Origin of the sequence: Plesiomonas sp. (assembly GCF_051650925.1) — a bacterium.
In the GTDB taxonomy this organism is placed as follows: domain Bacteria; phylum Pseudomonadota; class Gammaproteobacteria; order Enterobacterales; family CAMTGL01; genus Plesiomonas.
In genome coordinates this window covers 1-23,533 of sequence record NZ_JBOFRH010000418.1, presented here as the reverse complement: position 1 = coordinate 23,533, position 23,533 = coordinate 1, and the positions used below count along the sequence as shown (strand labels likewise).

Genomic DNA, 23,533 nt, shown 5'->3' with positions numbered 1-23,533 from the left:
GAGGGGTTTGCCTACGCGCACCGAGCGCTAGAGACCAGTTGGCCTTCATTATGCCGATTACTTAAGGCTTCTACGGCCGCGCTGCCGCATTTGCACTCTGGGGTTTTCCTGCCGGAATATCCGTTAAAAGGCCAATTATCACCGCCATGTGTTGAAAAAACAGTGAGCCACAAAGCGTGGTTGCAGGCATCTCGGCGAGAGGTCGCGGCGGTGCTAGAGTCCGGTGAGCTGAAAAGTGTGTGTATCGAATAATTAAAGAGAAAAGTCAGCGCACTGCAGGAAATGAGGAGGAGACAGTGCGCTGGAAAGATAAAACCGTTACATTGTAGACTCAGTAACGGGCGTTTCATCAGGAGCAAGAGGCATTGCCGACTGATTTTCTGAGTACTCAGCGACTGCTTTTTCATACTCATCGTGGTAAGTCATTCATGTCCTCCCTGTTGTAATAAGTGTTTTAAGAATAGCCACTTTCACCGCGGTTAAAAGGGGGATTCCTACAGAAACGTGACGTACTGCTGAAGTTATTGCGGGTCATTGTTACGATTGTGATCTTCTTTCCTGTCGATTTTAGTTTGTTGCGTAGTAGTTGCATTTTTTATCAGAGAAGTATCGCTCGTATCCGTTATCTGCTTTTTGTTAACCTGACCCCAGTTGTCATTTTCGTCATCATTCTCATACCGATTTTTTGGGGAAGGATACGATTTTCCTTTGGGTATTTTCAGGTTGGCAGTCGCTTTTAACAGCGCTAAATTCCCGCCAATAACGGCAATTACAGTAATGATAATGAGCCATTTATGGGAAAAAATCTCCGCAAGTAGCGCCATTACTTAGCTCCTTGTATCGGCGTGGTTATTTTTGTACGAAAGCACAACTCAACGAATGTAACGCTCAAACAGCGTATCAAGGTGTGTGATCAGGGTTGTTTTTCCGGCAATATCTTCTTGTTCCCATGCATTGATGAGAGATTGTGGTGTCAGTTGTTGAGCCAGTTTTTCAGCCAGTGGCAGATAGCTGATATGCCATGGCTCTATCGCAATGCCGCCCTGATCACGGGTAAAAGGCAGGGCAAAATCAAATTGTGGCAGTGCATCGTGCAGCCAGAGCGTCAGATCACTGAAATAACCGCCATCTTGATACTCCCACGGTTCGAGTTGCAAATGTTGCCCAACCGGTAAACGGTCGGGATCATAAATATCAATCTCGGTTCCCCAGTGATGTCGGCTCGCTCCTGGCAACGCTGACCAGCGTAAAATGGCATGGCAGCGAGCCAGTTCATCAAGTGTCAGTACATTCACTGTTTGCCCTTGATCATCGTGTACCCGCCGTTGACCGGAAAATTTTGCATTCCAGATAGCTTGCTGGCGTGAAAAATCACGAAAACTGCTGGCTGCTTGCAGGTTGAACCCCTGCTGCTTGGCTGCCTGTTGCAGTGCAATGAATGCAGTACAGGCTTGTGGTTGCAAGGCATGGCGATTATCCAGCGGTTGCAAATGCCGGCGGCTCTTTCCGGTTAAACAGAGCGGGTCAAACGCGGTGATCACAACAGTAAATTCTCCAGTGTATGCTGATACATATCGGTTAATTGTTCCAGATCGGCAACCCGCACACACTCATTAATTTTGTGGATAGTGGCGTTGACCGGCCCTAGCTCAACAATTTGGCTGCCCATTTGGGCAATAAAGCGCCCATCTGATGTACCGCCGGTGGTCAGCAGTTGTGGGGTGATCCCTGCCGAGCGCTGAATGGCCGCGATCACCGCATCCACCAGTTGCCCTTGTGCGGTTAAAAACGGTTGGCCAGAGATATTCCATGTCAGGGTGTGAGGTAAATCGTGCAGTGCCAGCAGATCGGCAACCCGCTGCTGAACTTGAGCGGTAGTCACTTCGGTGCTAAAACGCAGATTAAACTGCACATACAGTTCACCGGGGATCACATTATTACTGCCTGTGCCCGCCTGTACGTTGGCTATTTGCAAACTGGTTGGCGGGAAAAATTCATTGCCCTGATCCCACTCAATATTGACCAAGTCATTCAAAAAGGTCAGCGATTTATGCACCGGATTATCGGCCAGATGCGGGTAGGCAACATGCCCCTGCACACCTTTTAGATACAGATTGCCGGTCATTGAACCACGGCGGCCATTTTTCACCACATCACCTACCTGTGTGGTGCTTGACGGTTCACCAACCAGACAGTAATCAATCATCTCATCACGTGCCATCAGGGTTTCGACAACTTTAACCGTGCCGTTCACCGCGCTGGCTTCTTCATCTGAGGTCAGCAAAAATGCTAACGAACCTTGATGATCGGGGTTTGCCTGCACAAAACGCTCGGCGGCAATCACCATTGCGGCCAGTGAACCTTTCATGTCTGCCGCCCCGCGCCCGTATAGCATGCCGTCTTGAAGAGTGGGCGTGAAAGGGTCGCTCTGCCACTGGGTTGTATCACCACTTGGCACAACATCGGTGTGTCCGGCAAAGGTGAAACAGGGGCGCGCGGTTCCGCGTCTGGCCCACAGATTGAGGGTATCGCCGTTAGGCATCCACTCAAGGGTAAAACCCGCGGCGGCTAAACGGTCGGCCAACAGCGTTTGGCAGCCCGCATCATCAGGGCTGACCGAACGGCGGCGAATCAATTCACTGGCTAAATCAACAACGGTTGTCATGGTGCGGGTACTCTCCCTGTAAAATGTAGGAATGCAGACCGGTTTTTAGCCTGCATTTTTTTATCGTTTTTATCATCTCTACCTGCCAATAATTGGCGGGCATTAGCCTGCAAATGTTGCTTGATACAGCGTATCTTTGAAACCAAGTAGATATTGCGGTTGACTGCCAGTTGGGTTTTGGTAGACCAACAGCGGGCGCTTGATCATTGCTGGGTATTGCAGCATTAGCGCGCTGGCTTTTTCTGCGGTCAGATCTGCTTTATCACTTTCAGGCAGTGTTCGCCACGTTGTGCCTCGGGTATTGAGCAGCGCTTCCCAGCCGAGTTGTTCCACAAATGTGTTGAGCAAATCAGCATCAAGGCCATCAGCACGGTAGTCGTGAAAACGATAGGCAATATTGTGATCATCAAGCCAGCGGCGGGCTTTTTTCACGGTATCGCAGTTTTTTATTCCGTACATCACACTCATCAGACAGCCTCTTTTTTTACTATTACATAATGATTGTCTACATCCCTCTGGTGGTGTTAGTGCTATAGCGCATGCTGTTATAACGTATTTAGCCAGAAACGCACTTTTAGCGATAGTTAGCGATAGAGCATTTATTCGGGGGATGAAGAGCACTCGTGTAGACGTTATACCGCGAGCCAGCTATCTAGGTAAAGAGGAGGGGTAAAGAGCAGGGAAAATCACCATTAGCTCACAGTTATTGGATTTTAATGCGCAAGATATGATCAGGCAGTGGGATAATGGCGAATATGATGTTTGCCAAGGAGTGCGTTATGCGTCTGAATTCTGTCTTTGCCCGCCGTTTGTATTTGTGCCATTTACTGGCCAGTACCGAGCGGCCGAATATCCCTTTTTTAATGACCACGACCGGCTGGCCGCGCCGTACACTGCAAGATGCGATGAAAGCACTGCATGGGTTAGGGGTTGAGATCCACTTTGTGCAAGACGGTATTCGTAATAATGACGGTTATTATCAGTTGCAAAGTTGGGGGCCGTTGCAGGCACAGTGGGTCGCCGAGCACCTTGATGAAATTCAAACCGCACTGGCATCTGATCAGCAATAGGCTACAGCCACACATAGAGCTATTGATATAGCCATAAATTACAGCCGTAAAACAAACCCCCTCATGCCATGTGTTCTGGATGAGGGGGATGCGAGAAAGAATAATCTGTTACAGCTTACGGCAAAAATAGCATGTTCGCCGGTTACCCTTCAGTGGTGTTTTTCGTGGTGATTAACTGCTGCGCTGCTCTAGATACAACACGGTTGCGGCAACCCGTGACCTGACATTTAACTTGCGCAGCATATTACGGATGTGCACTTTTACGGTCTCTTCTGAAATGTGCAGTTGCAGCGCAATTTGCTTGTTGGACTGGCCGAGCGCGACCTCTTTGAGCACATCAAGTTCACGCTCAGTTAATCCAGCCAGCGGTGCTGGGTTGTCATTTCTGGACTGCAAATATTCATACACAATATCGCTGAATACTGTTTTTCCCTCTGCTGCCTGCTGCAATTTTTCCAGCAATAAATCGGGCTCAGTATCTTTCAGTAGATAACCATCGGCTCCGGCATCAATCAGCGCATAGATATCGGCGCGCGAGTCGGAAACGGTCAGAATAATAATTCGGCTATCAATATTTTCATGGCGTAATGCTTTGAGTGTATCAAGCCCTGACATGCCTTTCATATTCAGGTCGAGCAGGATCATATCCGGCTGCTTGGCATTGGCTAATGCAATGGCTTCACTGCCATTACTGGCTTCGCGGATTTCAGAGAATATCGGCTCAAGTTCAGCAAGCTGGCGAACTCCACGCCGCATCAGCGGGTGATCATCAACAATCAAAAGCGTGTATTGTTCGGTCACGGCGTTACCTTCTGTACTGCTGTTGTAGTGTAATTATCCTCATTAACTCTTGGGTAATGTAACTCAAAGCGTCAAACATTACCGCTAACTTAATGATGATAAGTTTAATGATGTCGAAAGGTTAGTTGAACCTCGGTGCCCTGTGGCTGAGTGCGTTGAATACTGAGCTCACCGCCTAAACGGGTGGCCCGTTCACTCATAATACTCAACCCATAATGGCCTGCAGGCTCTTCAGTGCTGCTAATACCCACACCGTCATCGGCAATACTCAGGATATTGCAGCCATCGTCGGCGATGTGTCCGCTGACACGGATAACATGGGCATTCGCATGTTTTATCGCATTAAGTACGGCTTCACGTACGATTTGCAGTGCATGCACCTGCTGTTGAGCGGTTAATACCTGTGAAGGTAGGCGACAATCAAGGCTGATGTGCGCAGAGGTTTGTGCTTGTAACGGCGCGAGGATCTGCTCAAGTGCTTGATGTAGGTCTGCTTCTTGAATCGTCAGGCGGAATGTGGCCAGTAGTTCACGCAGTTGCCGATAGGCATCGGTCAGCGCTTGTTCAAAATCTGCAATAATCGCGTAGGTTTTGGCCTGATCATGCGGCAAGGTGCGTTTAAGAAGCGTCAGTTGTATGCGTAAAAATGACAACGCTTGTGCTAAAGAGTCATGCAGTTCGCGGGCGATAATCGCGCGCTCTTCCATTAACAGTAATTGCTGTTGTTGTTTTTGCAGCCGGCTGAAATATAACCCGCGTGCAATCATTCTGCTGATATTTTCCATTAAACGCACATCTGGGCACTGCTGTGGCGCACATTGCCAGTGTAAAATCCCCAATATATGGTCATTCATATACAGTGGCAGTGATTGATGGGTGCTGGAGGCTTGTGCTTCACCGCGCCGCAGTATCCAGCTTTGGGCTGTATGTTCGGTAACTTCAAGTTGGATACCGTGCAACTGCTCTTCCTGCAACACTTTATCAAGTAACAGCTCAAGTGTGGGCTGATCAACTTGCGTGACATTCAGGGTTTGCGAGCACTCATACAGCACCGACAGTGAACGGTTGGCATCTGTTAGGTTCTGGGTTTTCATCGCCACTTGCTCTTCAAGAGAGCGGTACAGCTTGCTTAGCTCTGCTGACATGGAGGTAAAGGTGCGTGATAAGCCGCCCATCTCGTTGGTTAGATCAACGGCCAGAGGCTGATGGGCAAATTGCCGGTTTTGAACCTCTTTGCTGGCCGCAATCAATTTATCTAGCGGGGCGATAATTTGCCGGCGGGTAAACAGCATAGTGAAAAGTGCTAGAAATAGAATGCCGATTAACCCAATACCGCCGGTGACACCGGCAATGGCCAGTTTTATCTCAGAAAAACGCTGCAGTTCGTAAACAAAATGGTCTATCTGGCTGACATAATCAACGATCTGATCAAGATAGTGCTGGTTCTGGTGCTGATTGATTTGCTGATGAATTTGCTGCCATGTTTCGAGCAGTGAACGGTAGCTCTGCCGCAAAGAGTGTGGGGTTAACGGGCTATCAAGCCTGATTAACGAAGGTGCGGTGAGTGATTGCTGGTAGTGTGCCAAATGCTCGGGCAGTGCGTCTGAATGGGTTTTCAGATCGTAGGCAATGCGGTAGCTCTGCATTCGCAGTGAGCCGGCGATATTGATCGCTTCGGCATCTTTTAAGCTGCTGACCAGTGTCATCAACCCGAGCAGGGTTGAGATCATGGATAAAATCACGATACCAATCAGGCTGCGATCAATGGTACGGGCGACAGAGGTCTGTTTCATGTAGGGCTGCGTTTCCTCAAGTTTTATCTTGATCATTTTAGCGCGGGTACGGGGAAGATTTATATCGCTAAAAATGCCATGATCAACAAGATAAAATCAGGGATGCTATTTTGCCTCAGCAAGTATGCACTTGTGCGCATATAATCAGTTATCGGTATAAAAATCACGATTTTGATTTTGTGATCTGGCGCATTATCGCTGGTGGTTTTTTACACAAAGTAGTTGATCTTAAACAATACACACACTTATTTACCTAATTTGGGTAATTATACTGCACGGGATAAAATTCTACCTTACGCTGCCAGTTTCTCCCTGTTTGTTGCAACATTCGGATAATAAAAGAAGAGAATGCCAACAGAGCTTACTCGTCGCCAACTTTTCCGCGGCCATTTTCGCCGTGAAACGATACAACGTGATACGCCTCTTCGTCCGCCATGGGCTAAAAATGAGGCGGCGTTTACGGCTGCCTGTACGCGTTGCGGTGATTGCGTACGCGCGTGCGAGACAGGCGTGCTGGTGGTGGGTGATGGCGGTTTTCCGAAAGTAGATTTCAGCCGTGCCGAATGCACTTTTTGTCAGGCGTGTGTACAGGTTTGTCAGGCGAATGCCTTTGTTCCAACAACCGCACTTGCCTGGCAGCTCTCCCCGCAAATTAGCAGCACGTGCTTGGCCCACAACAGCGTGACATGCCGCAGTTGTCAGGATGGCTGCGAACCGCGAGCCATTCGTTTTACACCGGTACTCGGTGGGGTTAGCCCACCGGTTATTGATGCTGCGCTCTGTTCGGGCTGTGGCGCTTGCGTGTCGGTGTGTCCGGTACAGGCGATTTCGCTGATCTCTGCGGCTACGCTTGATATTGCCAACGCCCACCACAGCACCTTGCCACATCATGAGGACGATAATGCCAAATAACTCCCCGCTGAACGGCCAAACGGCAGTTTCAGTTAATCCCGTAAAAGAGATAACCGTTATGCCAAGTGCCGATACAGCGGTGACTACGCCCAATGATATGCCCGATGAGTGGCACGTGTGCGGATTAGTGGTGCATGCACGCCCGGAAAAGATAGATGCAGTGCGTAGCGCACTGAGCGAGATACCGGATACTGAGATCCCCGGTATCAATGAAGAGGGAAAAATGGTGGTTGTCATGCAGGCTGCGGCCTCTGACGTGCTATTAGCCAATATAGAGTCAGCGCGCAATATTCAGGGCGTGTTGGCGGTGTCGCTGGTGTATCACCAGCAAGATGATCAAGGTGAGGAAATGCCATGAAACTCAGTCGTCGAGACTTTATGAAGGCAAATGCCGCTGCGGCAGCTGCTGTCGCGGCCGGTGTGACATTGCCTGCTATCGCAAATGCGGCCGAGTCGGCTGGGAATAATCAGATTACGTGGGATAAAGCACCATGCCGTTTTTGCGGTACAGGGTGCGGCGTACTGGTGGGTACACAAAATGGCCGTGTGGTGGCATCACAGGGTGACCCTGATGCCCCTGTTAACCGTGGTCTGAACTGTATCAAAGGGTATTTCCTGCCAAAAATCATGTACGGAAAAGACCGTCTGACACAGCCGTTACTGCGCATGAAAGAGGGGCAGTATGATAAAGAGGGCGAATTTACCCCCATTTCGTGGGTAGAGGCGTTCGATATCATGGAAGCCAAAGCGAAGCTGACACTGAAAGAGAAAGGCCCAACGGCCATTGGTATGTTTGGTTCAGGCCAATGGACTGTATGGGAGGGCTATGCTGCGGCGAAACTGTTCAAAGCAGGCTTTCGTTCAAACAACATTGACCCGAATGCGCGCCACTGTATGGCATCAGCGGTGGTAGGTTTCATGCGTACGTTTGGTATGGATGAACCTATGGGCTGTTACGATGATATCGAACAGGCCGATGCGTTCGTGCTGTGGGGCTCCAACATGGCCGAAATGCACCCGATCTTATGGTCGCGCATTACCGACCGCCGTTTGTCCAAACCTGATGTTAAAGTGGCAGTGATGTCAACGTTCGAGCACCGCAGCTTTGAACTGGCCGACTACCCGATTATTTTTACCCCGCAGTCAGATCTGGTGATCCTGAACTATATCGCCAACTACATTATTGAAAATAATGCCGTTGATCAGGATTTTATCACTAAGCACACCGTCTTTAAGGAAGGGGCAACCGACATCGGTTATGGCCTGCGTCCGACACACCCTCTGCAAGCGGCGGCGAAGAACCCAGACAGCGGCGCAGCAACGCCAATTGATTTTGCAGCCTATAAAAAGTTTGTTGCGGAATACACACTGGAAAAAACCGTGGCAATGACCGGTGTTCCGGCCGATTCACTGGTCGCGCTGGCAAAACTGTATGCCGATCCAAATATCAAGGTCATCTCATACTGGACGATGGGCTTTAATCAGCACACCCGTGGCGTATGGGCAAATAACCTGTGCTACAACATCCACCTGCTGACGGGCAAAATCTCAAAACCAGGTTGTGGGCCGTTCTCACTGACCGGCCAGCCTTCAGCCTGTGGTACCGCCCGTGAAGTGGGTACATTTGCCCACCGTCTACCGGCAGACATGGTTGTTACCAATGAGAAGCACCGCCAGATCGCTGAAAAAGCGTGGAAACTACCAGCCGGAACAATCCCAGATAAAGTTGGCTTGCATGCCATTGCACAAGATCGTGCATTAAAAGATGGCACGCTGAATTTCTACTGGACCATGTGTACCAACAACATGCAAGCCGGTCCGAACATCAACGAAGAGCGTTTACCGGGCTGGCGTGACCCGCGCAACTTTGTGGTAGTTTCTGACCCGTATCCGACCGTCAGCGCCATGGCCGCTGACCTTATTTTACCTACTTCAATGTGGGTAGAAAAAGAGGGGGCATACGGTAACGCCGAGCGCCGTACCCAGTTCTGGTATCAGCAGGTTAAAGCACCGGCTGAGTCTAAATCAGACTTGTGGCAGCTGATGGAGTTCTCCAAGCGCTTCAAAGTGGAAGAGGTGTGGCCAGAAGAACTGGTGGCTCTGCAACCAGAATACCGCGGTAAAACACTGTTTGACGTGCTGTACGCCAACGGTCAGGTCAACCGCTTTACGTTAGATGAGATCCCCGAAACACGCCTAAATGATGAATCTCGTGATTTTGGTTTCTACGTACAAAAAGGCCTGTTTGAAGAGTACGCCGGATTTGGCCGTGGGCATGGTCACGATTTAGCGCCGTTTGATATGTACCATCAGGCACGCGGTTTGCGCTGGCCGGTTGTCGGCGGAAAAGAGACCTTGTGGCGTTACCGCGAAGGCTTTGACCCGTATGTCAAAGCGGGCGAAGAGGTTAGCTTCTACGGCAATCCTGATCGCAAAGCGGTCATTTTTGCGCTGCCATTCGAACCTGCTGCTGAAGTGCCGGATAAAGAGTTTGACCTGTGGTTATCCACTGGCCGCGTCCTTGAGCATTGGCATACAGGTTCGATGACCCGCCGAGTCCCTGAACTGCACCGCGCTTTCCCAGAAGCGGTGGTCTTTATTCATCCGCTTGATGCTAAAGATCGTGGCTTGCGCCGTGGTGACAAAGTCAAAGTTATTTCACGCCGAGGAGAGGTGATCTCCTTGATTGAAACGCGTGGCCGTAACAAGCCACCGCGCGGCTTGGTGTACATGCCGTTCTTTGATGCTGCTCAGTTGGTGAACAAACTCACACTCGATGCAACAGACCCGCTCTCGAAGGAAACAGACTTCAAGAAGTGTGCAGTTAAGCTGATGAAGGCGTGATGCAAAGGTCAACCGGTAGCCCAAAATCATCACGCTGCCGGTTGACCTTCAGCGTACCGTGACAACACAACGGAATTTAACGCATGGCAGATTCACCAAACAGCCCGGCAGACCAACCACCACAGCGGCCTGCAAACAAGCCAGCTCGCAGCAACAGTATCAGCAACAACGATACTGCACGTGTCAGGGATAAAACCCCGGCGCGACGGCGTTTTTTGCGCGATCTTGGGCGAACAGCATGCGCTGTAGGGGGCGCGGCTCTGCTACTGGGCTTACAGCAAAAACAGGGGCAAGCTAAGGCAAAAGAGGGCGTATTACTGCGTCCGCCCGGCGCACTGGCGGAACCTGAGTTTAGTGCGGCGTGTATCCGCTGCGGTCAGTGTGTACAAGCCTGCCCGTACGACACACTCAAACTGGCGACGTTGCTGGCACCGGTAGCATCAGGCACACCCTATTTTGTTGCCCGTGCCGTGCCGTGTGAAATGTGCGATGACATTCCGTGTGTTCCGGCTTGCCCAAGCGGTGCGCTCGATCCTGCATTAACCAACATTGATGATGCGCGCATGGGGCTGGCAGTGCTGCTCGATCAAGAGAGCTGCCTGAACTGGCAAGGGCTGCGTTGTGATGTTTGCTACCGCGTGTGTCCGCAAATTGATAAAGCCATTACGTTGGATGTACAGCACAACAGCCGTACCGGTAAACACGCAAAATTCATCCCCACCGTACACAGTGATGCCTGTACCGGATGTGGAAAATGTGAACAAGCGTGCGTGCTGGAAGAAGCCGCAATCAAAGTGCTGCCGATGTCATTGGCAAAAGGGTTGCTGGGGCAACACTATCGCTTAGGGTGGGAAGAGAAAGAAAAAGCCGGACACTCACTGGTGCCAGAGGGCGTTCAACTGCCTGTGCGTCAGCCCGCTCCGGCTGCTGCAATCTCCTCCCCCGCAGAGCCGCTAACATCCGGCAGCGTACAGCTAAAAGAGGGCTTATAGATGGCGGTTAACTCACCCAAGCTAGCAGGGCGCGATGCAGTATCGCGTCATGGCTGGGCATATGCCCATCGATTTTTGCTGGCTCGCCGTGCAGTACAACTGCTGGTTCTGGCGATGTTTCTTGCCGGACCGTGGTGGGGCGTGTGGATCTTAAAAGGCAACTACAGCAGCAGCTTGCTGCTCGATACCGTGCCGTTGACCGATCCGCTGATCCTATTACAAAGTCTGGCCGCCGGACACTGGCCACAAACACTCGCACTGGTTGGCGGGCTGATCATTGCTGTCAGCTATGCCCTGATTGCCAGCCGAGCATTTTGTGCATGGGTATGCCCGCTGAACATGGTCACCGATGCCGCGGCATGGCTGCGGCGCAAGCTGGGGATCCGCACCAGTGCAACACTGCCGCGCATGACCCGCTATGTGCTGCTTGCCATGATCTTGATTGGTAGCGCATTCAGCGGAACGTTGCTGTGGGAGTGGGTAAATCCGGTCGCCACCTTGGGGCGAGCCCTGATTTTTGGTGCGGGTGCGGGCCTGTGGTTGGTGATTGCTGTATTCGTGTTTGATCTGCTAGTGGTTGAACACGGCTGGTGTGGCCACCTCTGCCCGATGGGGGCGCTGTATGGCGTGATAGGCGCAAAAGGCCTGTTACGGGTCAATGCCGTGGCACGGGAAAACTGCACCCGCTGCATGGATTGCTACCATGTCTGCCCCGAACCGCATGTATTACGTACACCTTTACACGGCAATGCCGAACAATCTACACAGGTGCTCAGTCAAGACTGCATCACCTGTGGACGTTGTATCGACGTATGTGCCGAACATGTATTTCAGATAACGACTCGATTGACTGATTCGGGAGTGAAAAAATGAAAAAGCTACTTTCCCTGTGTTTTATGCTGACCGCGCTGGCACTGGGGGCTCATGCTGCCACCACTGACAGTGTTAAAAATAACTATAACGTCGATTTTGCTAAATCTTCCGAAGCGGCGCAGCCGGTCGAAAAAATTGCCACACAACCTAAAGAGCAACAGCGTCTACCGCTTGATTATGTGAATCAGCCGCCGCTGATCCCGCATGATATCAAAGGGTATCAAGTCTCTATGAACAACAACCAATGTTTACAGTGCCACGGTGTTGAGAAGTACCGCGTTTCCGGTGCGCCGCGTATCAGCCCGACCCACTTTATGGATCGTGATGGCAAAGTACTCAACCAAGTTGCGCCGCGTCGTTACTTCTGTTTGCAGTGCCATGTACCGCAAACTGATGCAACACCGATTATCGACAACACCTTCAAACCGACCACCGGTTTTGGCCAGTAATCAGAGGTATCCATGAACACTGAAAAAAAGCCCAGCTTGCTAAAACGCGCATGGACATGGTGGCGTAAACCCAGCCGCTTGGCATTGGGTACTCTGCTGATTATCGGTTTTATTGGTGGTATCGCCTTTGTTGTCACCTTTAATACCACCATGCATGCTACCAGTACCGAACAGTTCTGTATCAGCTGCCATGAAATGAAAGACAACGTGTATCAGGAATACATCGAAACCGCGCACTTTAATAACCGTAGCGGCGTGAAAGCAACCTGCCCAGATTGCCATCTGCCACAAGATTTCACCCATAAAATGATCCGTAAAGTACAGGCCAGCCGTGAGCTGTATGCCAAAGTATTCGGTATCGTTGATACGCCGCTAAAATTTGAAGAGCACCGGAAAGTCATGGCTGAACGTGAGTGGGCGCGCCTTAAAGCGACCAACTCACAAGAGTGCCGTAACTGTCACAACTTCGATAATATGGATTTTACCGCGCAGAAAACGGTAGCGGCAAAAATGCATGAAAAAGCCATTACTGACGGCCAAACCTGTATTGATTGCCACAAAGGTATTGCTCACAAACTGCCGGATATGAGTGATGTAAAACCCGGTTTTTAAGTAAACCTTGCACTTAATTCTGTTTGTGATCAAAAAAAACCGCCCTGCTGTTAAAGCAGCGCGGTTTTTTCACTATTTTCACCCTCAGATCCAACCGCAGGTAATGCATATGTTAAGTTAAGGCATTACACTAACGCGCCTACTACGCAGAGTAGGCCACACTGGTCATGTCTACCGGTGTTGGCGTGAGGCGCTTGTTATAGCATTACAGGCTGTGTGGTTAATGTCGTCGTACAGCGCCTTGCATACAGATGCTGCGTATTAATAATTAAAACAGTTTGAGATAGTTTCGGGTACAGCAATGGAAATTCGTGTTTTTAAACAAAATGATTTTGAAGAAGTACTGACATTGTGGGATCGCTGCGATGTGCTGCGCCCGTGGAATGATCCTGAGATCGATATCGAGCGTAAAGTGCATACCGGTGCCGATCTATTTTTGGTTGCCGAAGTTGCAGGCGAAGTTATCGGTACTATCATGGGGGGTTACGATGGTCACCGTGGTTGGGTCACCTATTTGGCTGTTCACCCAGATTACCGTGGTCGCGGCATTGCCAACGCACTGGTTAATCGGGTTGAAAAAAAGCTGATTGCCCGTGGTTGCCCGAAAATTCATCTGCTAGTGCGGGAAGAGAATCAATCCGTTATCAATATGTATGAAAAGCTCGGCTATGAAATCCAAGACACCATCTGTCTGGGAAAACGGCTGATAGAAGACAGCATTGATGAGTAAGCGGTTACCGTTATGACCTCCTCTTTGCCGAACCCGCCGCACTATCACCCCGATGAATATGATAACCACGGTCAACTGCGCTTACCGTGGTTATTCTGGGCCATTGTCGTGCTACAGGCCAAAACATGGGCACTGTTCATTATTGCGGGTGCATCACGTGAAACGGGCAATACCCTGCTAACACTCTTCTATCCCAGCATTGATGATTTTTGGTTTGGCATGTCGCTTGGCTTGCCAGCCGTATTTTTGTTTTTAGTGGCCGGACGTCGGCATCACTGGCCAAAAGTCTGGCAAATGAGCCGTTTTCTGCTGCCCAGCATGTTATTGGGGGATCTGTTGATGCTGGTCAAACAGGCTATCACCAAACCGGCTGATTTTGCCCTGCCCAATGCCACACTGCTGATGATTACCGTGTGGGCACTGATCTATGTCTTGCGCAGCAAGCGTTTGGCCGCCGCATTTAAACCTCAGGCATTGATGATAGAGCCCCACTAATCGGGTTATCTCAGTATTATACTATCTCAATGTCACCTTAATGCCATCTCAGTATCAGTATTGCTTTTATCACCGAATTACCTCAATAACAGTGTCGATTAATCCGCTATTCTTATCTCATCGCGTGACAATCTGAGTTACCATACGTCTGATTTTTGTCATATTAATCATGAGATATTCAGCGATAACAGCTCATGAATCAGGCTATTAGCCTGATGAACACGCATAAAGAGGAAACCGCATGAAGCATCACGCATGGATTATGGCACTCCCCCTGCTGCTGGCAGGATGCAGTACGTTTTATGGTGATACCCAGACAGACACTCCTCAGACCGAGACTGAAGCCCATACTCCAGCCGCTTCCGGCAGCACATCAAGCTGGTGGTCACCACTTAGCTGGTTTCGCAGCAGCTCAAGCGTTAATGGCGAGCAAGTCTTAGGCATTACACACGATACCCCGATTTCTGCGGATACACTTCAAGATAAGCTGGGGGATCAATACCAAGTGCGCACCGGCATGCAGATGCACAATGGTGAGATTCAGCCCTATGCAGAAGCCCTGCAAGATAATCAGCGTGCACTGGTATTCAGCGGAAAAAGTAAAGATAAGATTGATGCTATCGCTATTTATAGCCCCAAAATTGAGACAGAATGGGGCACGCATGTTGGAAACCTGTTTTCCGATATCTACCCAAAAGCGCTAGGCGCTCGCTGTACAGTAGGGCTGGCCGATACGCCATCAGCTGTTATTTGTCAGGCTCCGCAAGATCAGCGTGTCCGCTATGCCTTTAGCGGCCAATGGAGCGGCCCGCAAGGGCTATTACCGCCTGATGATGTGCTGCGTAACTGGAAGGTACAGCAGATCATGTGGCAGGCAGAGGCTGACTCGGTTGACGCGAGTTGATCCTGTAAGCGGCACACAAATAGCATAAAAGCAGATCAATAACAGATGAATACCGGCCGAATAGCTGCTTACGGTTCGACCAAGGTATGTTTTACCGAGCAGATGTTCGCCTGAAAATGATCGTCTTTAAAAGATAACAACAGAGGATAACCTTATGACGCTAGCTCAAAGTGGAGTCGTGCCGGAAGGCAGTCGCTTTGCCATGTTCCTTGTCTTACATGTTGAGCAGGGGGTTTCCCGTGTCCGTGAGATTGCCAAACAATTTCCGGCGATGATAGATCACTATGCTGCCAGTGATGCAGATGCCGCACTGTCAGGCACATGGGCTTTTGGTGATGCGCTCTGGCGTACACTGGCAGGCGATGAAGAAGCTCCCGAGCTAAAACCGTTTGTCGAGCTGGGCGAAGAGCGACACATCGCCCCTGAAACACAAGAAGATGTGTTTATTCATATTCACTCTCAGCGCCATGATCTGAATTATGCACTGGCTCAAGATGTGCTGAATGCGCTCGGCGATTGCGTGACCGTAACCGATGAACAACATGGCTTTCGTTACCTTGATGCCCGTGATATGACCGGTTTTATTGATGGTACAGAAAATCCGCATGGTGATGAACCGCGTGAGCAAGTCGGCGTAATTGCCGAAGGCCCTGATCAGGGTGGTAGCTATATTCTGGTGCAGCGTTATGCACATAACCTACCGAAATGGCACGGCTTGAACGAACAAGATCAAGAGAAAACCATTGGTCGTACAAAAACTGAAAGTGAAGAGCTAGAACCTGAACAGCGCTTTGAAAACTCGCACGTTAGCCGAGTTGATTTGAAAGAAGAGGGGAAAGGGCTCAAGATCCTGCGTCACAGCCTGCCTTACGGTAAAGTCAGTGATGAACACGGTCTGTACTTCTGCGCCTACTGTCACTCGCTGTATAACATCGAGAAACAGCTGCTAAGCATGTTTGGTGGGTTAGAGGATGGTCAGTACGATCGTCTGCTCAAATACACCCGAGCAGTCACTGGAGGCTACTATTTCGCGCCTTCCCGTACCCGCCTTGAGCAGCTTTAAGCCCGTATCGCCTTATTGCCGTGTTGTACAACAAATAATGGCAGATAACGGTAGAGATTGAGCTGCAATATGGCACAACAATATTGAACAACAAAAAAGCCGACATATGCATGTCGGCTTTTTTTATCGGAAGATAAGGTATGAAAACATACCCTATTTCACCCTTACTTTTTGATGCGCAGTACCGGTGTTTCACCCACAGTGATGCTACCAGAGAGCTTAACCATCTCTTTGATTTCATCCATGTTAGAGATAACAACAGGCGTCAGGGTTGATTTTGCTTTTGCTTCCAGCACGGCCAGATCAAACTCAATAACCGGATCACCCATCTTCACACGCTGGCCTTCTTCAGCAATACGCTTGAAGCCTTCGCCTTTCAGTTCAACGGTATCAATACCGAAGTGAACAAACAGCTCGATACCAGAATCAGACTCGATAGAGAATGCATGGTTGGTTTCGAAAATCTTACCGATAGTACCGTCAACCGGTGCGACCATCAGGTTGCCTGATGGCTTGATTGCAATACCGTCACCGACGATTTTTTCAGCAAAAACCACATCAGGTACATCTTCGATATTTACGATTTCACCGGACAGTGGCGCGAAAATCTCAATGCTACCCGTATCGCTAGAATCATCAGAAACCAGTTTTTTCAGCTTATCGAACAGACCCATAGTATCATCCTCATTATCGGAAATTATTCGACTTCTTGCGCTAACTTAGTGTACTTGCCACATTAGCACAATCAGCAAAGTGTTTTTTCTTCCAAAAACTTATTGACCAGCGCCATGATATCCGCGGCAGTTGGCTGTGCTAATGCTTGCTCAGCCAAGGTCTTCGCATCTTCAAAGTTGACGTTACGGATCACTTTTTTGATGCGCGGAATAGAAATTGCACTCATGCTGAACTCATCCAGCCCCATACCTAATAGCAGTACGGCTGCACGCTCATCACCGGCTAACTCACCACACATGCCTGTCCACTTACCCTCTTTGTGGGAAGCGTCAATGACTTGCTTGATCAGCGTCAGAACAGCAGGTGTCATTGGGTTATACAGGTGTGAAATCAGCTCGTTACCACGATCGACGGCCAGAGTATACTGAGTCAGGTCGTTTGTTCCAATACTGAAAAAATCGACTTCTTTTGCTAAGTGATGTGCAATTGCTGCCGCTGCGGGGGTTTCAACCATCACACCGACTTCAATATTTTCATCAAAAGCGTGACCTTCGGCCTTCAGAGCCAGCTTCAGCTCATCGAGTTCAGCACGCAAAGTGCGAACCTCTTCAACCGAAATGATCATTGGGAACATAATGCGCAGCTTACCGAACGCAGATGCGCGCAAAATAGCCCGCAACTGAGCACGCAAAATCTCTTTACGATCTAAACAGATACGAATTGCACGCCAGCCCAAGAATGGGTTCATCTCTTTTGGCAGGTTTAGATATGGCAGGTCTTTATCACCGCCGATATCCATGGTACGCACGATAACAGCTTGATCACCCATTGCCTGTGCAACGGCTTTGTAGGCAGCAAACTGTTCATCTTCAGTTGGCAGTGCATCACGGTCCATAAACAGGAACTCGGTACGATACAGGCCAACGCCCTCGCCACCGTTACGCTCTACACCGTCAACATCACGCACTGTACCAATGTTGCCACACACTTCAATTTGGTGGCCATCTAGCGTCATCGCAGGAAGATCTTTTAACTTTGCCAGCTCTGCTTTTTCGTTAGCAAAACGGGCTTGAATCTCTTTGAGTTGTTCAATTTGTGCGGCAGTTGGGTTGATGTGCACAGCATTGCTGATTGCATCGAGTACCACAAAATCACCCGATTTAACTTGTTGGGTAACATTGTTAGTGCCGACAATGGCAGGCAGCTCAAGTGAGCGCGCCATGATAGAGGTGTGTGAGGTGCGACCACCAATATCAGTGACAAAGCCAAGAACCTTGTCCAGATTCAGCTGTGCAGTTTCTGATGGTGTCAGATCGTTTGCGACCAGAATCACCTCTTCACTGATAGCGCTTAAATCAACAATGTTCATGCCGAGCACATTTTTCAGCAGACGCTTACCGATATCACGCACATCAGCGGCACGCTCTTTTAGATACTCATCATCGAGCTCTTCTAGCGATTGTGCTTGGCCTTCTAAAATGGCGTGAATAGCGGCTTCTGCCGATGCACTGTTTTCACGGATATAGGCTATGATTTCCTGCTCTAGCTCTTCATCTTCCAGCAGCATGATGTGACCTTCGAAGATTGCTTCCTTTTCTTCGCCCAGCGTCACAGCTGCTTTTTGTTTGATCGTTTCTAGTTGGGCCGCTGCTTTGTTACGACCATCAAAAAAACGTGCAATTTCGTTCTCTAGCTGATCAGCAGCCAGTGTTGCACGGTTAATCACGATCTCGTCTTCTTTCAGCAATAATGCCTTACCAAAAGCGATACCGGGTGATGCCAAGATGCCTGAAATCATAGCCCTACCTATACTTTATTTCTGCAATTACGAATTCGTTACGTGTTGTAGCCTGTGATTACTCAAGCTCAGCCATCAGCTTTACAAGGTGCTCAACGGCTTTTTGCTCGTCTTCACCTTCAGCAGAGATAGTCACAACAGTACCTTGGGTCAGACCCAGTGTTTGCAGTTTAAACAGGCTCTTTGCGCTTGCGCTTTTGCCATTAGAGTTAACAGTGATATCAGCAGCAAAAGCTTTCGCTTCTTTCACAAACTGTGCAGCAGGGCGAGTGTGCAGGCCGTTTGGTGCGGTAATAGTAACTTGTTTCTCAAACATAGTATTTCATCCCAATGAGTTGTGGAGGTTATACGCAGTATACAACTAACTAGCGTCAACCTGTTTTGTTATTAATATTGCTGTTCGAATTATGCCGTAAATTTATCAAAGTAAACGTTTAACGTCATGATGAACGTCTTTGACCAAAGAAGCATTGTATAAGATTAACAATGCATAGCAAAAACGTCGCATACTCTGATTAATTTTACGCTACGAAAAAATTGATTGGTTTAATACAAGAGAGGGGAAAATAAATCAATCACTGTGAGTATAGAACCTAGTGCTAGCGCACAAAAAGGCATCGAATTTGATGCCTTTTTATACAATTTAGCGAAGTGGCATTACTGTTGCATTTCTTTTTCTGTGAAGATATCGGCAAACAGTGCAGTGCTTAAATAACGCTCACCTGAGGAGGGTAGCAGCACAACAATCGTTTTTCCGGCAAATTCTGGCAACGCAGCAATATTATTGGCTGCAACAACCGCAGCTCCCGATGAAATGCCAGCTAAAATACCCTCTTCTTCCATTAAACGGCGCGCCATGCTGATGGCTTCTTCGTTAGTGATAAGTTCAACACGATCAATCAGGCTCAAATCGAGGTTTCCGGGGATAAAGCCTGCACCGATACCCTGAATTTTATGTGGGCCGGGTTTAATCTCTTCACCGGCCAGCGCCTGTGAAATTACCGGCGAGTCTTTTGGCTCAACTGCAACCGAGATAATCGCCTTGCCTTTTGTTTGCTTCAAGTAGCGGCTCACACCGGTCAGTGTACCGCCCGTTCCTACACCGGCAACAAACACATCAATGTCACCGTCAGTATCATTCCAGATTTCAGGGCCGGTGGTTTTTTCATGGATCTCTGGGTTGGCTGGGTTATTAAATTGTTGCAATAAAACATAACGCTCGGGTTCGGCGGCGACAATCTCTTCGGCTTTATTAATCGCGCCTTTCATGCCTTTTGCGCCTTCGGTTAAAATCAGGTTAGCCCCGAGTGCTTTAAGTAACTTACGGCGCTCTAAACTCATGGTTTCTGGCATAGTTAATGTCAGTTTATAACCACGCGCTGCGGCAACATAGGCGAGTGCAATCCCTGTATTACCACTGGTTGGCTCAATTAACTCTTTATCATGCGTTAGAATTCCGCGCTTTTCGGCATCCCAAATCATATTGGCACCAATTCGGCACTTTACACTAAAACTTGGGTTACGGGATTCAACTTTAACCAGTACATTTCCATTACTGACTCTGTTCAGGCGAACCAGTGGGGTATGACCAATGGTCTGTGAGTTATCTGCATAAATGTTGCTCATAGTCCAATTCCTTCCGGTAAAGTATTTGGTATATCGCCTATCACAGTCATATTTTTCGATTTCAGTGAGCATACAAAGAGTCGGTTTATCACCAAACAGACCTAGCAGCACTAAGTTGCGCTCACTGTTGCATCTGGGGGATGCTGGTTAACGTTGTGTTGTTCAGCCGTGTTTTTTAAACCACTCACTGATCTTACGCCAACAAATCAACACCTTGAAACTTTAATGAGGTTTAGCATACGCCGGCTATTTAAGATCGGAAACACCGATTACGTATATCGTTATTCAATTAATGCAATTAGCCGAACAGGGTATTTTCGCTGGTAAGCGTTTATTGTTGTGAGCATCGCCACTGCATGATAGCGACTGCCCGTTACCTGCCAACATCGCTCGACTTTTTTTAACATCTGCGTAATCTTAGGGATAGCCTGTATGAGAGTCTAGGCTTCACTTTTTTTATTGGCAGATTGCGATCTTATTGGCATCTGTAATGTATGAACAAGGATGATGTATGCAGCAGATTGTGATCAGTGGCTCTGGTCTTTATATCCCACCACACCAAATCACCAATACCGAATTGGTCTACGCGTTCAATCAGTATGTTGCCCGTTACAATGCTGAAAACCACGGCGCTATTACGGCTGGGCAATTGGCCCCATTACAGACATCCAGCACTGAATTTATTGAAAAAGCCTCAGGTATCAAACAACGTTACGTGATGGCACGTGAAGGTATTATTGACCCTGACGTTATGCAGCCTTTGCTGCCTGAACCGAGTGATGACCAGCCTAGTTTAATGGCACAAATGGCGGTCAGTGCGGCAAAAGAAGCTTTGCAAACGGCAGAGCGCAAAGCAGCTGATGTTGACTTGGTCATAGTGGCAGCCTCTAATTTACAGCGTGCTTATCCGGCTATCGCCATTGAGGTGCAAGCTCTGCTGGGTGCAGGCGGTTATGCATTTGATATGAATGTGGCTTGCTCATCAGCTACATTTGCCATTAGTCAGGCTGTTGATGCAATAAACAGCGGCATGGCAAATACCGTACTGGTTGTGAATCCAGAAATTTGCAGTGGGCACGCAAACTTCCGTGATCGTGATTCACACTTTATTTTTGGTGATGCATGCAGTGCTTTAGTGCTGGAAAAAGCAGAAAATAGCCAGAGCCGTAAAGCATTTCAGATTATCGATAGAACACTGCATACCCATTTTTCAAATAACATCCGCAATAACTTTGGTTTTTTGAATCGAGCAACACCAGAAACACAGTTCAACCGCGATAAGCTATTTATGCAAGAGGGGCGGAAAGTGTTTAAAGAGGTGCTGCCATTGGTCAGTCAACTGCTTGAACAGCAATTAGAACGAGTTGGATTAGAGAGCCATCAGCTCAAACGTTTGTGGTTGCATCAGGCAAACAGCAATATGAATACCTTTCTTGCACGTAAAGTTCTGGGGCGAGATCCTCTGCCGCTCGATGCACCAACTATTTTGCATGAGTTTGCTAATACCAGCTCAGCAGGTTCGGTTATTGCTTTTCATCGTTATCATTATGATTTTTCTGCCGGTGACTACGGTGTGCTCTGTTCATTTGGAGCTGGTTATTCGGTGGGATCTGTACTTTTGCAGTGTGTACGTTAGTCAATCACACCGTATGAAGCCATGCGGAGAGATAAAAATAGAGATAAAAAAAGGGCCATGAGAGGGCCCTTCTTTTTTGTTTTATTTTTGATGTGTGCTGTTTCGGTTGATGTTAGCTCTTGGCGCAGATCATCTATTTTGCGCCTGTTCCCTTGAGTTGTGGGCGATAACAGGCGACCCACATCGCTGTTGCACCACAAACCGCTACCGGCATAATCACTAAATTCAGCAGTGGCACCATAGTGCAAATGCTGATGAGTCCGCCGAACGTAATACTGGTGAACCGGCGCTGTTTTAGTGCATCACGCATCGTCGTAAAGGGGATTTTATGATTATCGAACGGATAATCTGAGTACTGAACTGCCAACATCCATGCCGTCAGCAATAACCATAATAACGGGGCAAGTGTTTGGCCAACGACAGGAATGAGTGATACCAACAGTAACGCAATCACTTTTGGTAAGTAATACACCAACTTTCGTACTTCACGCTTCAAAATACGCGGTACATCACGGAGCAATGTCATGACTCCCGTGACAGGCGGCTCCTCTCCGGTCAAATGGGCTTCAAGCTGTTCAGCTAACAGCCCGTTAAACGGGGATGCAATAATATTGGCCAGCGTACTGAAAAAATAGCCAAACAGCAGCAACACACTGATAACCGCCAGTGGCCAGAGTAAATAGTTTAGCCATTGCAGCCAATCGGGGATATGGGAAAGAAGCTGCCCGATCCACGCCTGCATATGGCTGGCTAACCAGTAAAAAGCACTCCCAATCAGTAATACATTGACCAACAGTGGCAGAATAACGTAGCGGCGAATTCCCGGAAGAAAGGCCAGTTTCCACCCCTGTAAAAAGAAGGTCACACCATTTTCGGTCATTTTTGTCTTTGTTGTTGATGACATATTGTCTATCCACACAGTTCACTTACCTAAATCATAACGGCAGCGCAAAACAGATACCAGTCACTAAAATGGACAACCGCTGATATTTATATTGGCTGATTTGCATTTAATTAAAGTAGGTAATACATATTCTTAACGCAAAAATGTAACGAGATGGTTAAAAAATAGGCAAAAGGTTGGCGTAAACTTCATAATGTACAGAGAATTCGGTGTCAGCACTTGAAGATAAGAGCGCTAACACATAAAGTGAGTCATAGTTACTTTGCTCACTACTTGAGCACAGATATTGAATTATTAAAGAGATACCAGCGATGCAGGATTTGCGTCTGATTTTGATTGTCGTGGGAGCGATAGCGATAGCTGCTTTGCTGTTGCATGGATTGTGGGCAAGCCGCAAGGAAAAGCCAACGGTGTTTGGCCACAAACCCGTTAAACGTTTAAAAGAGAAACAGCCTCCGGAACAGGAAGACGATCTTGATGATCTCGAACCTGTTCGGGTGAAAAAAGGCTCGCGTAAGTCGCCTGAAGAACCCTCATTTTCAGCGGTTGATGATGACGCTGATGAAGATGTATTGAGTGCAAGACCGATAAAAGCTTCGGTGAAAAAAGCACCTCAATTGCAGTCTGATTTAGACGATGATAATGAGCAAATAGAGCCAACGCGTTCGCGTTCTAGCTCGGAAAATGCTCG

25 protein-coding genes and 1 pseudogene are annotated in these 23,533 nt (G+C 48.6%); 15 read left to right on the top strand and 11 right to left on the bottom strand.

What is annotated here, in order from left to right; all coding sequences use genetic code 11:
• Nucleotides 1-252 (top strand): tRNA-binding protein (locus ACRC27_RS09995; protein WP_438639799.1); only part of this gene is annotated, 252 nt, incomplete at its 5' end.
• 269 nt (nucleotides 253-521) lie between these two features.
• Here the strand turns inward: ACRC27_RS09995 and ACRC27_RS09990 are convergent.
• From ACRC27_RS09990 to ACRC27_RS09975, 4 genes are all read right to left on the bottom strand, one after another.
• Complete coding sequence (locus ACRC27_RS09990; RefSeq protein WP_438639798.1) at nucleotides 522-824, bottom strand: DUF2897 family protein; 303 nt, start codon at nucleotides 822-824, stop codon at nucleotides 522-524.
• Between the two features lie 48 nt (nucleotides 825-872).
• On the bottom strand, nucleotides 873-1,541 hold the full coding sequence (locus ACRC27_RS09985) for a M15 family metallopeptidase (RefSeq protein WP_438630212.1): 669 nt from the start codon (nucleotides 1,539-1,541) through the stop codon (nucleotides 873-875).
• Nucleotides 1,538-2,665: a succinyl-diaminopimelate desuccinylase gene (dapE, locus tag ACRC27_RS09980; RefSeq protein WP_438630210.1), complete on the bottom strand. Its 1,128-nt coding sequence runs from the start codon at nucleotides 2,663-2,665 to the stop codon at nucleotides 1,538-1,540. Before dapE ends, ACRC27_RS09985 begins: the two co-directional genes overlap by 4 nt.
• 102 nt (nucleotides 2,666-2,767) lie before the next feature.
• Nucleotides 2,768-3,133 (bottom strand): ArsC family reductase, encoded by a 366-nt coding sequence (locus ACRC27_RS09975; RefSeq protein ID WP_438622832.1) that lies wholly within the window; start codon nucleotides 3,131-3,133, stop codon nucleotides 2,768-2,770.
• A gap of 311 nt (nucleotides 3,134-3,444) precedes the next feature.
• Between ACRC27_RS09975 and ACRC27_RS09970 the strand changes: the two genes are divergently transcribed.
• Nucleotides 3,445-3,735 carry a winged helix-turn-helix domain-containing protein gene (locus ACRC27_RS09970; RefSeq protein WP_438622833.1) on the top strand — a complete coding sequence of 97 codons (291 nt, stop codon included), beginning with the start codon at nucleotides 3,445-3,447 and terminating at the stop codon, nucleotides 3,733-3,735.
• Nucleotides 3,736-3,906: 171 nt separating this feature from the next.
• Here the strand turns inward: ACRC27_RS09970 and ACRC27_RS09965 are convergent, their stop codons facing one another.
• Both ACRC27_RS09965 and narQ read right to left on the bottom strand, forming a co-directional pair.
• Nucleotides 3,907-4,536, bottom strand: coding sequence for a response regulator (locus ACRC27_RS09965; RefSeq protein WP_438622834.1), 630 nt, complete (start codon nucleotides 4,534-4,536; stop codon nucleotides 3,907-3,909).
• A gap of 104 nt (nucleotides 4,537-4,640) precedes the next feature.
• Nucleotides 4,641-6,329, bottom strand: a complete 1,689-nt coding sequence (narQ, locus tag ACRC27_RS09960; RefSeq protein WP_438630208.1) for a nitrate/nitrite two-component system sensor histidine kinase NarQ — start codon at nucleotides 6,327-6,329, stop codon at nucleotides 4,641-4,643.
• A gap of 348 nt (nucleotides 6,330-6,677) precedes the next feature.
• Here narQ and napF point away from each other — a divergent pair, with 348 nt between their 5' ends.
• The 11 genes from napF (at nucleotide 6,678) to ACRC27_RS09905 (ending at nucleotide 16,203) form a co-directional block, all read left to right on the top strand.
• The gene (gene napF, locus ACRC27_RS09955) at nucleotides 6,678-7,241 is read left to right on the top strand and encodes a ferredoxin-type protein NapF (RefSeq protein WP_438622836.1); all 564 of its coding nucleotides are present in this window, start codon (nucleotides 6,678-6,680) and stop codon (nucleotides 7,239-7,241) included.
• Between the two features lie 97 nt (nucleotides 7,242-7,338).
• Nucleotides 7,339-7,599 (top strand): chaperone NapD, encoded by a 261-nt coding sequence (napD, locus tag ACRC27_RS09950; protein ID WP_438630218.1) that lies wholly within the window; start codon nucleotides 7,339-7,341, stop codon nucleotides 7,597-7,599.
• A complete protein-coding gene (gene napA, locus ACRC27_RS09945; protein ID WP_438639797.1) occupies nucleotides 7,596-10,085 on the top strand; it encodes a nitrate reductase catalytic subunit NapA in 2,490 nt (829 codons plus the stop codon). Before napD ends, napA begins: the two co-directional genes overlap by 4 nt.
• A gap of 83 nt (nucleotides 10,086-10,168) precedes the next feature.
• Nucleotides 10,169-11,077, top strand: coding sequence for a ferredoxin-type protein NapG (napG, locus tag ACRC27_RS09940; protein WP_438622838.1), 909 nt, complete (start codon nucleotides 10,169-10,171; stop codon nucleotides 11,075-11,077).
• A complete protein-coding gene (napH, locus tag ACRC27_RS09935) occupies nucleotides 11,078-11,950 on the top strand; it encodes a quinol dehydrogenase ferredoxin subunit NapH (protein ID WP_438630707.1) in 873 nt (290 codons plus the stop codon).
• Nucleotides 11,947-12,399: a nitrate reductase cytochrome c-type subunit gene (locus tag ACRC27_RS09930; RefSeq protein ID WP_438622840.1), complete on the top strand. Its 453-nt coding sequence runs from the start codon at nucleotides 11,947-11,949 to the stop codon at nucleotides 12,397-12,399. Before napH ends, ACRC27_RS09930 begins: the two co-directional genes overlap by 4 nt.
• A gap of 12 nt (nucleotides 12,400-12,411) precedes the next feature.
• Nucleotides 12,412-13,011 (top strand): cytochrome c-type protein NapC, encoded by a 600-nt coding sequence (gene napC, locus ACRC27_RS09925; protein ID WP_438622841.1) that lies wholly within the window; start codon nucleotides 12,412-12,414, stop codon nucleotides 13,009-13,011.
• Nucleotides 13,012-13,312: 301 nt separating this feature from the next.
• Nucleotides 13,313-13,741, top strand: a complete 429-nt coding sequence (locus ACRC27_RS09920) for a GNAT family acetyltransferase (RefSeq protein ID WP_438622842.1) — start codon at nucleotides 13,313-13,315, stop codon at nucleotides 13,739-13,741.
• Between the two features lie 12 nt (nucleotides 13,742-13,753).
• A complete protein-coding gene (locus tag ACRC27_RS09915) occupies nucleotides 13,754-14,236 on the top strand; it encodes a DUF2919 domain-containing protein (protein ID WP_438622843.1) in 483 nt (160 codons plus the stop codon).
• Nucleotides 14,237-14,477: 241 nt separating this feature from the next.
• The gene (locus tag ACRC27_RS09910) at nucleotides 14,478-15,140 is read left to right on the top strand and encodes a DUF1131 family protein (RefSeq protein WP_438629921.1); all 663 of its coding nucleotides are present in this window, start codon (nucleotides 14,478-14,480) and stop codon (nucleotides 15,138-15,140) included.
• 154 nt (nucleotides 15,141-15,294) lie between these two features.
• Entirely contained in the window at nucleotides 15,295-16,203 is a 909-nt protein-coding gene (locus tag ACRC27_RS09905; protein ID WP_438622845.1) for a Dyp-type peroxidase, read from the top strand.
• Between the two features lie 164 nt (nucleotides 16,204-16,367).
• On the opposite strand, the gene crr is transcribed toward ACRC27_RS09905, so the two are convergent.
• From crr to cysK, 4 genes are all read right to left on the bottom strand, one after another.
• A complete protein-coding gene (gene crr / locus ACRC27_RS09900; RefSeq protein WP_438622846.1) occupies nucleotides 16,368-16,877 on the bottom strand; it encodes a PTS glucose transporter subunit IIA in 510 nt (169 codons plus the stop codon).
• Between the two features lie 71 nt (nucleotides 16,878-16,948).
• Nucleotides 16,949-18,676 (bottom strand): phosphoenolpyruvate-protein phosphotransferase PtsI, encoded by a 1,728-nt coding sequence (gene ptsI, locus ACRC27_RS09895; protein WP_438622847.1) that lies wholly within the window; start codon nucleotides 18,674-18,676, stop codon nucleotides 16,949-16,951.
• 58 nt (nucleotides 18,677-18,734) lie between these two features.
• Nucleotides 18,735-18,992, bottom strand: a complete 258-nt coding sequence (ptsH, locus tag ACRC27_RS09890; RefSeq protein WP_438622848.1) for a phosphocarrier protein Hpr — start codon at nucleotides 18,990-18,992, stop codon at nucleotides 18,735-18,737.
• A gap of 341 nt (nucleotides 18,993-19,333) precedes the next feature.
• Nucleotides 19,334-20,302, bottom strand: a complete 969-nt coding sequence (gene cysK, locus ACRC27_RS09885) for a cysteine synthase A (protein WP_438622849.1) — start codon at nucleotides 20,300-20,302, stop codon at nucleotides 19,334-19,336.
• Between the two features lie 511 nt (nucleotides 20,303-20,813).
• Here cysK and ACRC27_RS09880 point away from each other — a divergent pair.
• Nucleotides 20,814-21,938: a beta-ketoacyl-ACP synthase III gene (locus ACRC27_RS09880; protein WP_438639796.1), complete on the top strand. Its 1,125-nt coding sequence runs from the start codon at nucleotides 20,814-20,816 to the stop codon at nucleotides 21,936-21,938.
• A 133-nt stretch (nucleotides 21,939-22,071) separates the two neighbouring features.
• Here ACRC27_RS09880 and cysZ read toward each other — a convergent pair whose 3' ends face one another.
• Nucleotides 22,072-22,842, bottom strand: a complete 771-nt coding sequence (cysZ, locus tag ACRC27_RS09875; protein WP_438623170.1) for a sulfate transporter CysZ — start codon at nucleotides 22,840-22,842, stop codon at nucleotides 22,072-22,074.
• Nucleotides 22,843-23,153: 311 nt separating this feature from the next.
• On the opposite strand from cysZ, the pseudogene ACRC27_RS09870 reads away from it, so the two are divergent.
• A pseudogene (locus ACRC27_RS09870) lies at nucleotides 23,154-23,533 on the top strand (hypothetical protein); the annotation flags it as partial.

Coding starts and splice junctions, on each gene's coding strand:
- ACRC27_RS09975 (WP_438622832.1), bottom strand. CDS start 3,133: ATGAGTGTGATGTACGGAATAAAAAACTGCGATACCGTGAAAAAAGCC.
- ACRC27_RS09905 (WP_438622845.1), top strand. CDS start 15,295: ATGACGCTAGCTCAAAGTGGAGTCGTGCCGGAAGGCAGTCGCTTTGCC.
- ACRC27_RS09910 (WP_438629921.1), top strand. CDS start 14,478: ATGAAGCATCACGCATGGATTATGGCACTCCCCCTGCTGCTGGCAGGA.
- ACRC27_RS09915 (WP_438622843.1), top strand. CDS start 13,754: ATGACCTCCTCTTTGCCGAACCCGCCGCACTATCACCCCGATGAATAT.
- cysZ (WP_438623170.1), bottom strand. CDS start 22,842: ATGTCATCAACAACAAAGACAAAAATGACCGAAAATGGTGTGACCTTC.
- napD (WP_438630218.1), top strand. CDS start 7,339: ATGCCCGATGAGTGGCACGTGTGCGGATTAGTGGTGCATGCACGCCCG.
- ptsI (WP_438622847.1), bottom strand. CDS start 18,676: ATGATTTCAGGCATCTTGGCATCACCCGGTATCGCTTTTGGTAAGGCA.
- crr (WP_438622846.1), bottom strand. CDS start 16,877: ATGGGTCTGTTCGATAAGCTGAAAAAACTGGTTTCTGATGATTCTAGC.
- cysK (WP_438622849.1), bottom strand. CDS start 20,302: ATGAGCAACATTTATGCAGATAACTCACAGACCATTGGTCATACCCCA.
- napF (WP_438622836.1), top strand. CDS start 6,678: ATGCCAACAGAGCTTACTCGTCGCCAACTTTTCCGCGGCCATTTTCGC.
- ACRC27_RS09970 (WP_438622833.1), top strand. CDS start 3,445: ATGCGTCTGAATTCTGTCTTTGCCCGCCGTTTGTATTTGTGCCATTTA.
- napA (WP_438639797.1), top strand. CDS start 7,596: ATGAAACTCAGTCGTCGAGACTTTATGAAGGCAAATGCCGCTGCGGCA.
- ACRC27_RS09880 (WP_438639796.1), top strand. CDS start 20,814: ATGCAGCAGATTGTGATCAGTGGCTCTGGTCTTTATATCCCACCACAC.
- dapE (WP_438630210.1), bottom strand. CDS start 2,665: ATGACAACCGTTGTTGATTTAGCCAGTGAATTGATTCGCCGCCGTTCG.
- ACRC27_RS09920 (WP_438622842.1), top strand. CDS start 13,313: ATGGAAATTCGTGTTTTTAAACAAAATGATTTTGAAGAAGTACTGACA.
- narQ (WP_438630208.1), bottom strand. CDS start 6,329: ATGAAACAGACCTCTGTCGCCCGTACCATTGATCGCAGCCTGATTGGT.
- ACRC27_RS09930 (WP_438622840.1), top strand. CDS start 11,947: ATGAAAAAGCTACTTTCCCTGTGTTTTATGCTGACCGCGCTGGCACTG.
- ptsH (WP_438622848.1), bottom strand. CDS start 18,992: ATGTTTGAGAAACAAGTTACTATTACCGCACCAAACGGCCTGCACACT.
- napC (WP_438622841.1), top strand. CDS start 12,412: ATGAACACTGAAAAAAAGCCCAGCTTGCTAAAACGCGCATGGACATGG.
- napH (WP_438630707.1), top strand. CDS start 11,078: ATGGCGGTTAACTCACCCAAGCTAGCAGGGCGCGATGCAGTATCGCGT.
- napG (WP_438622838.1), top strand. CDS start 10,169: ATGGCAGATTCACCAAACAGCCCGGCAGACCAACCACCACAGCGGCCT.
- ACRC27_RS09990 (WP_438639798.1), bottom strand. CDS start 824: ATGGCGCTACTTGCGGAGATTTTTTCCCATAAATGGCTCATTATCATT.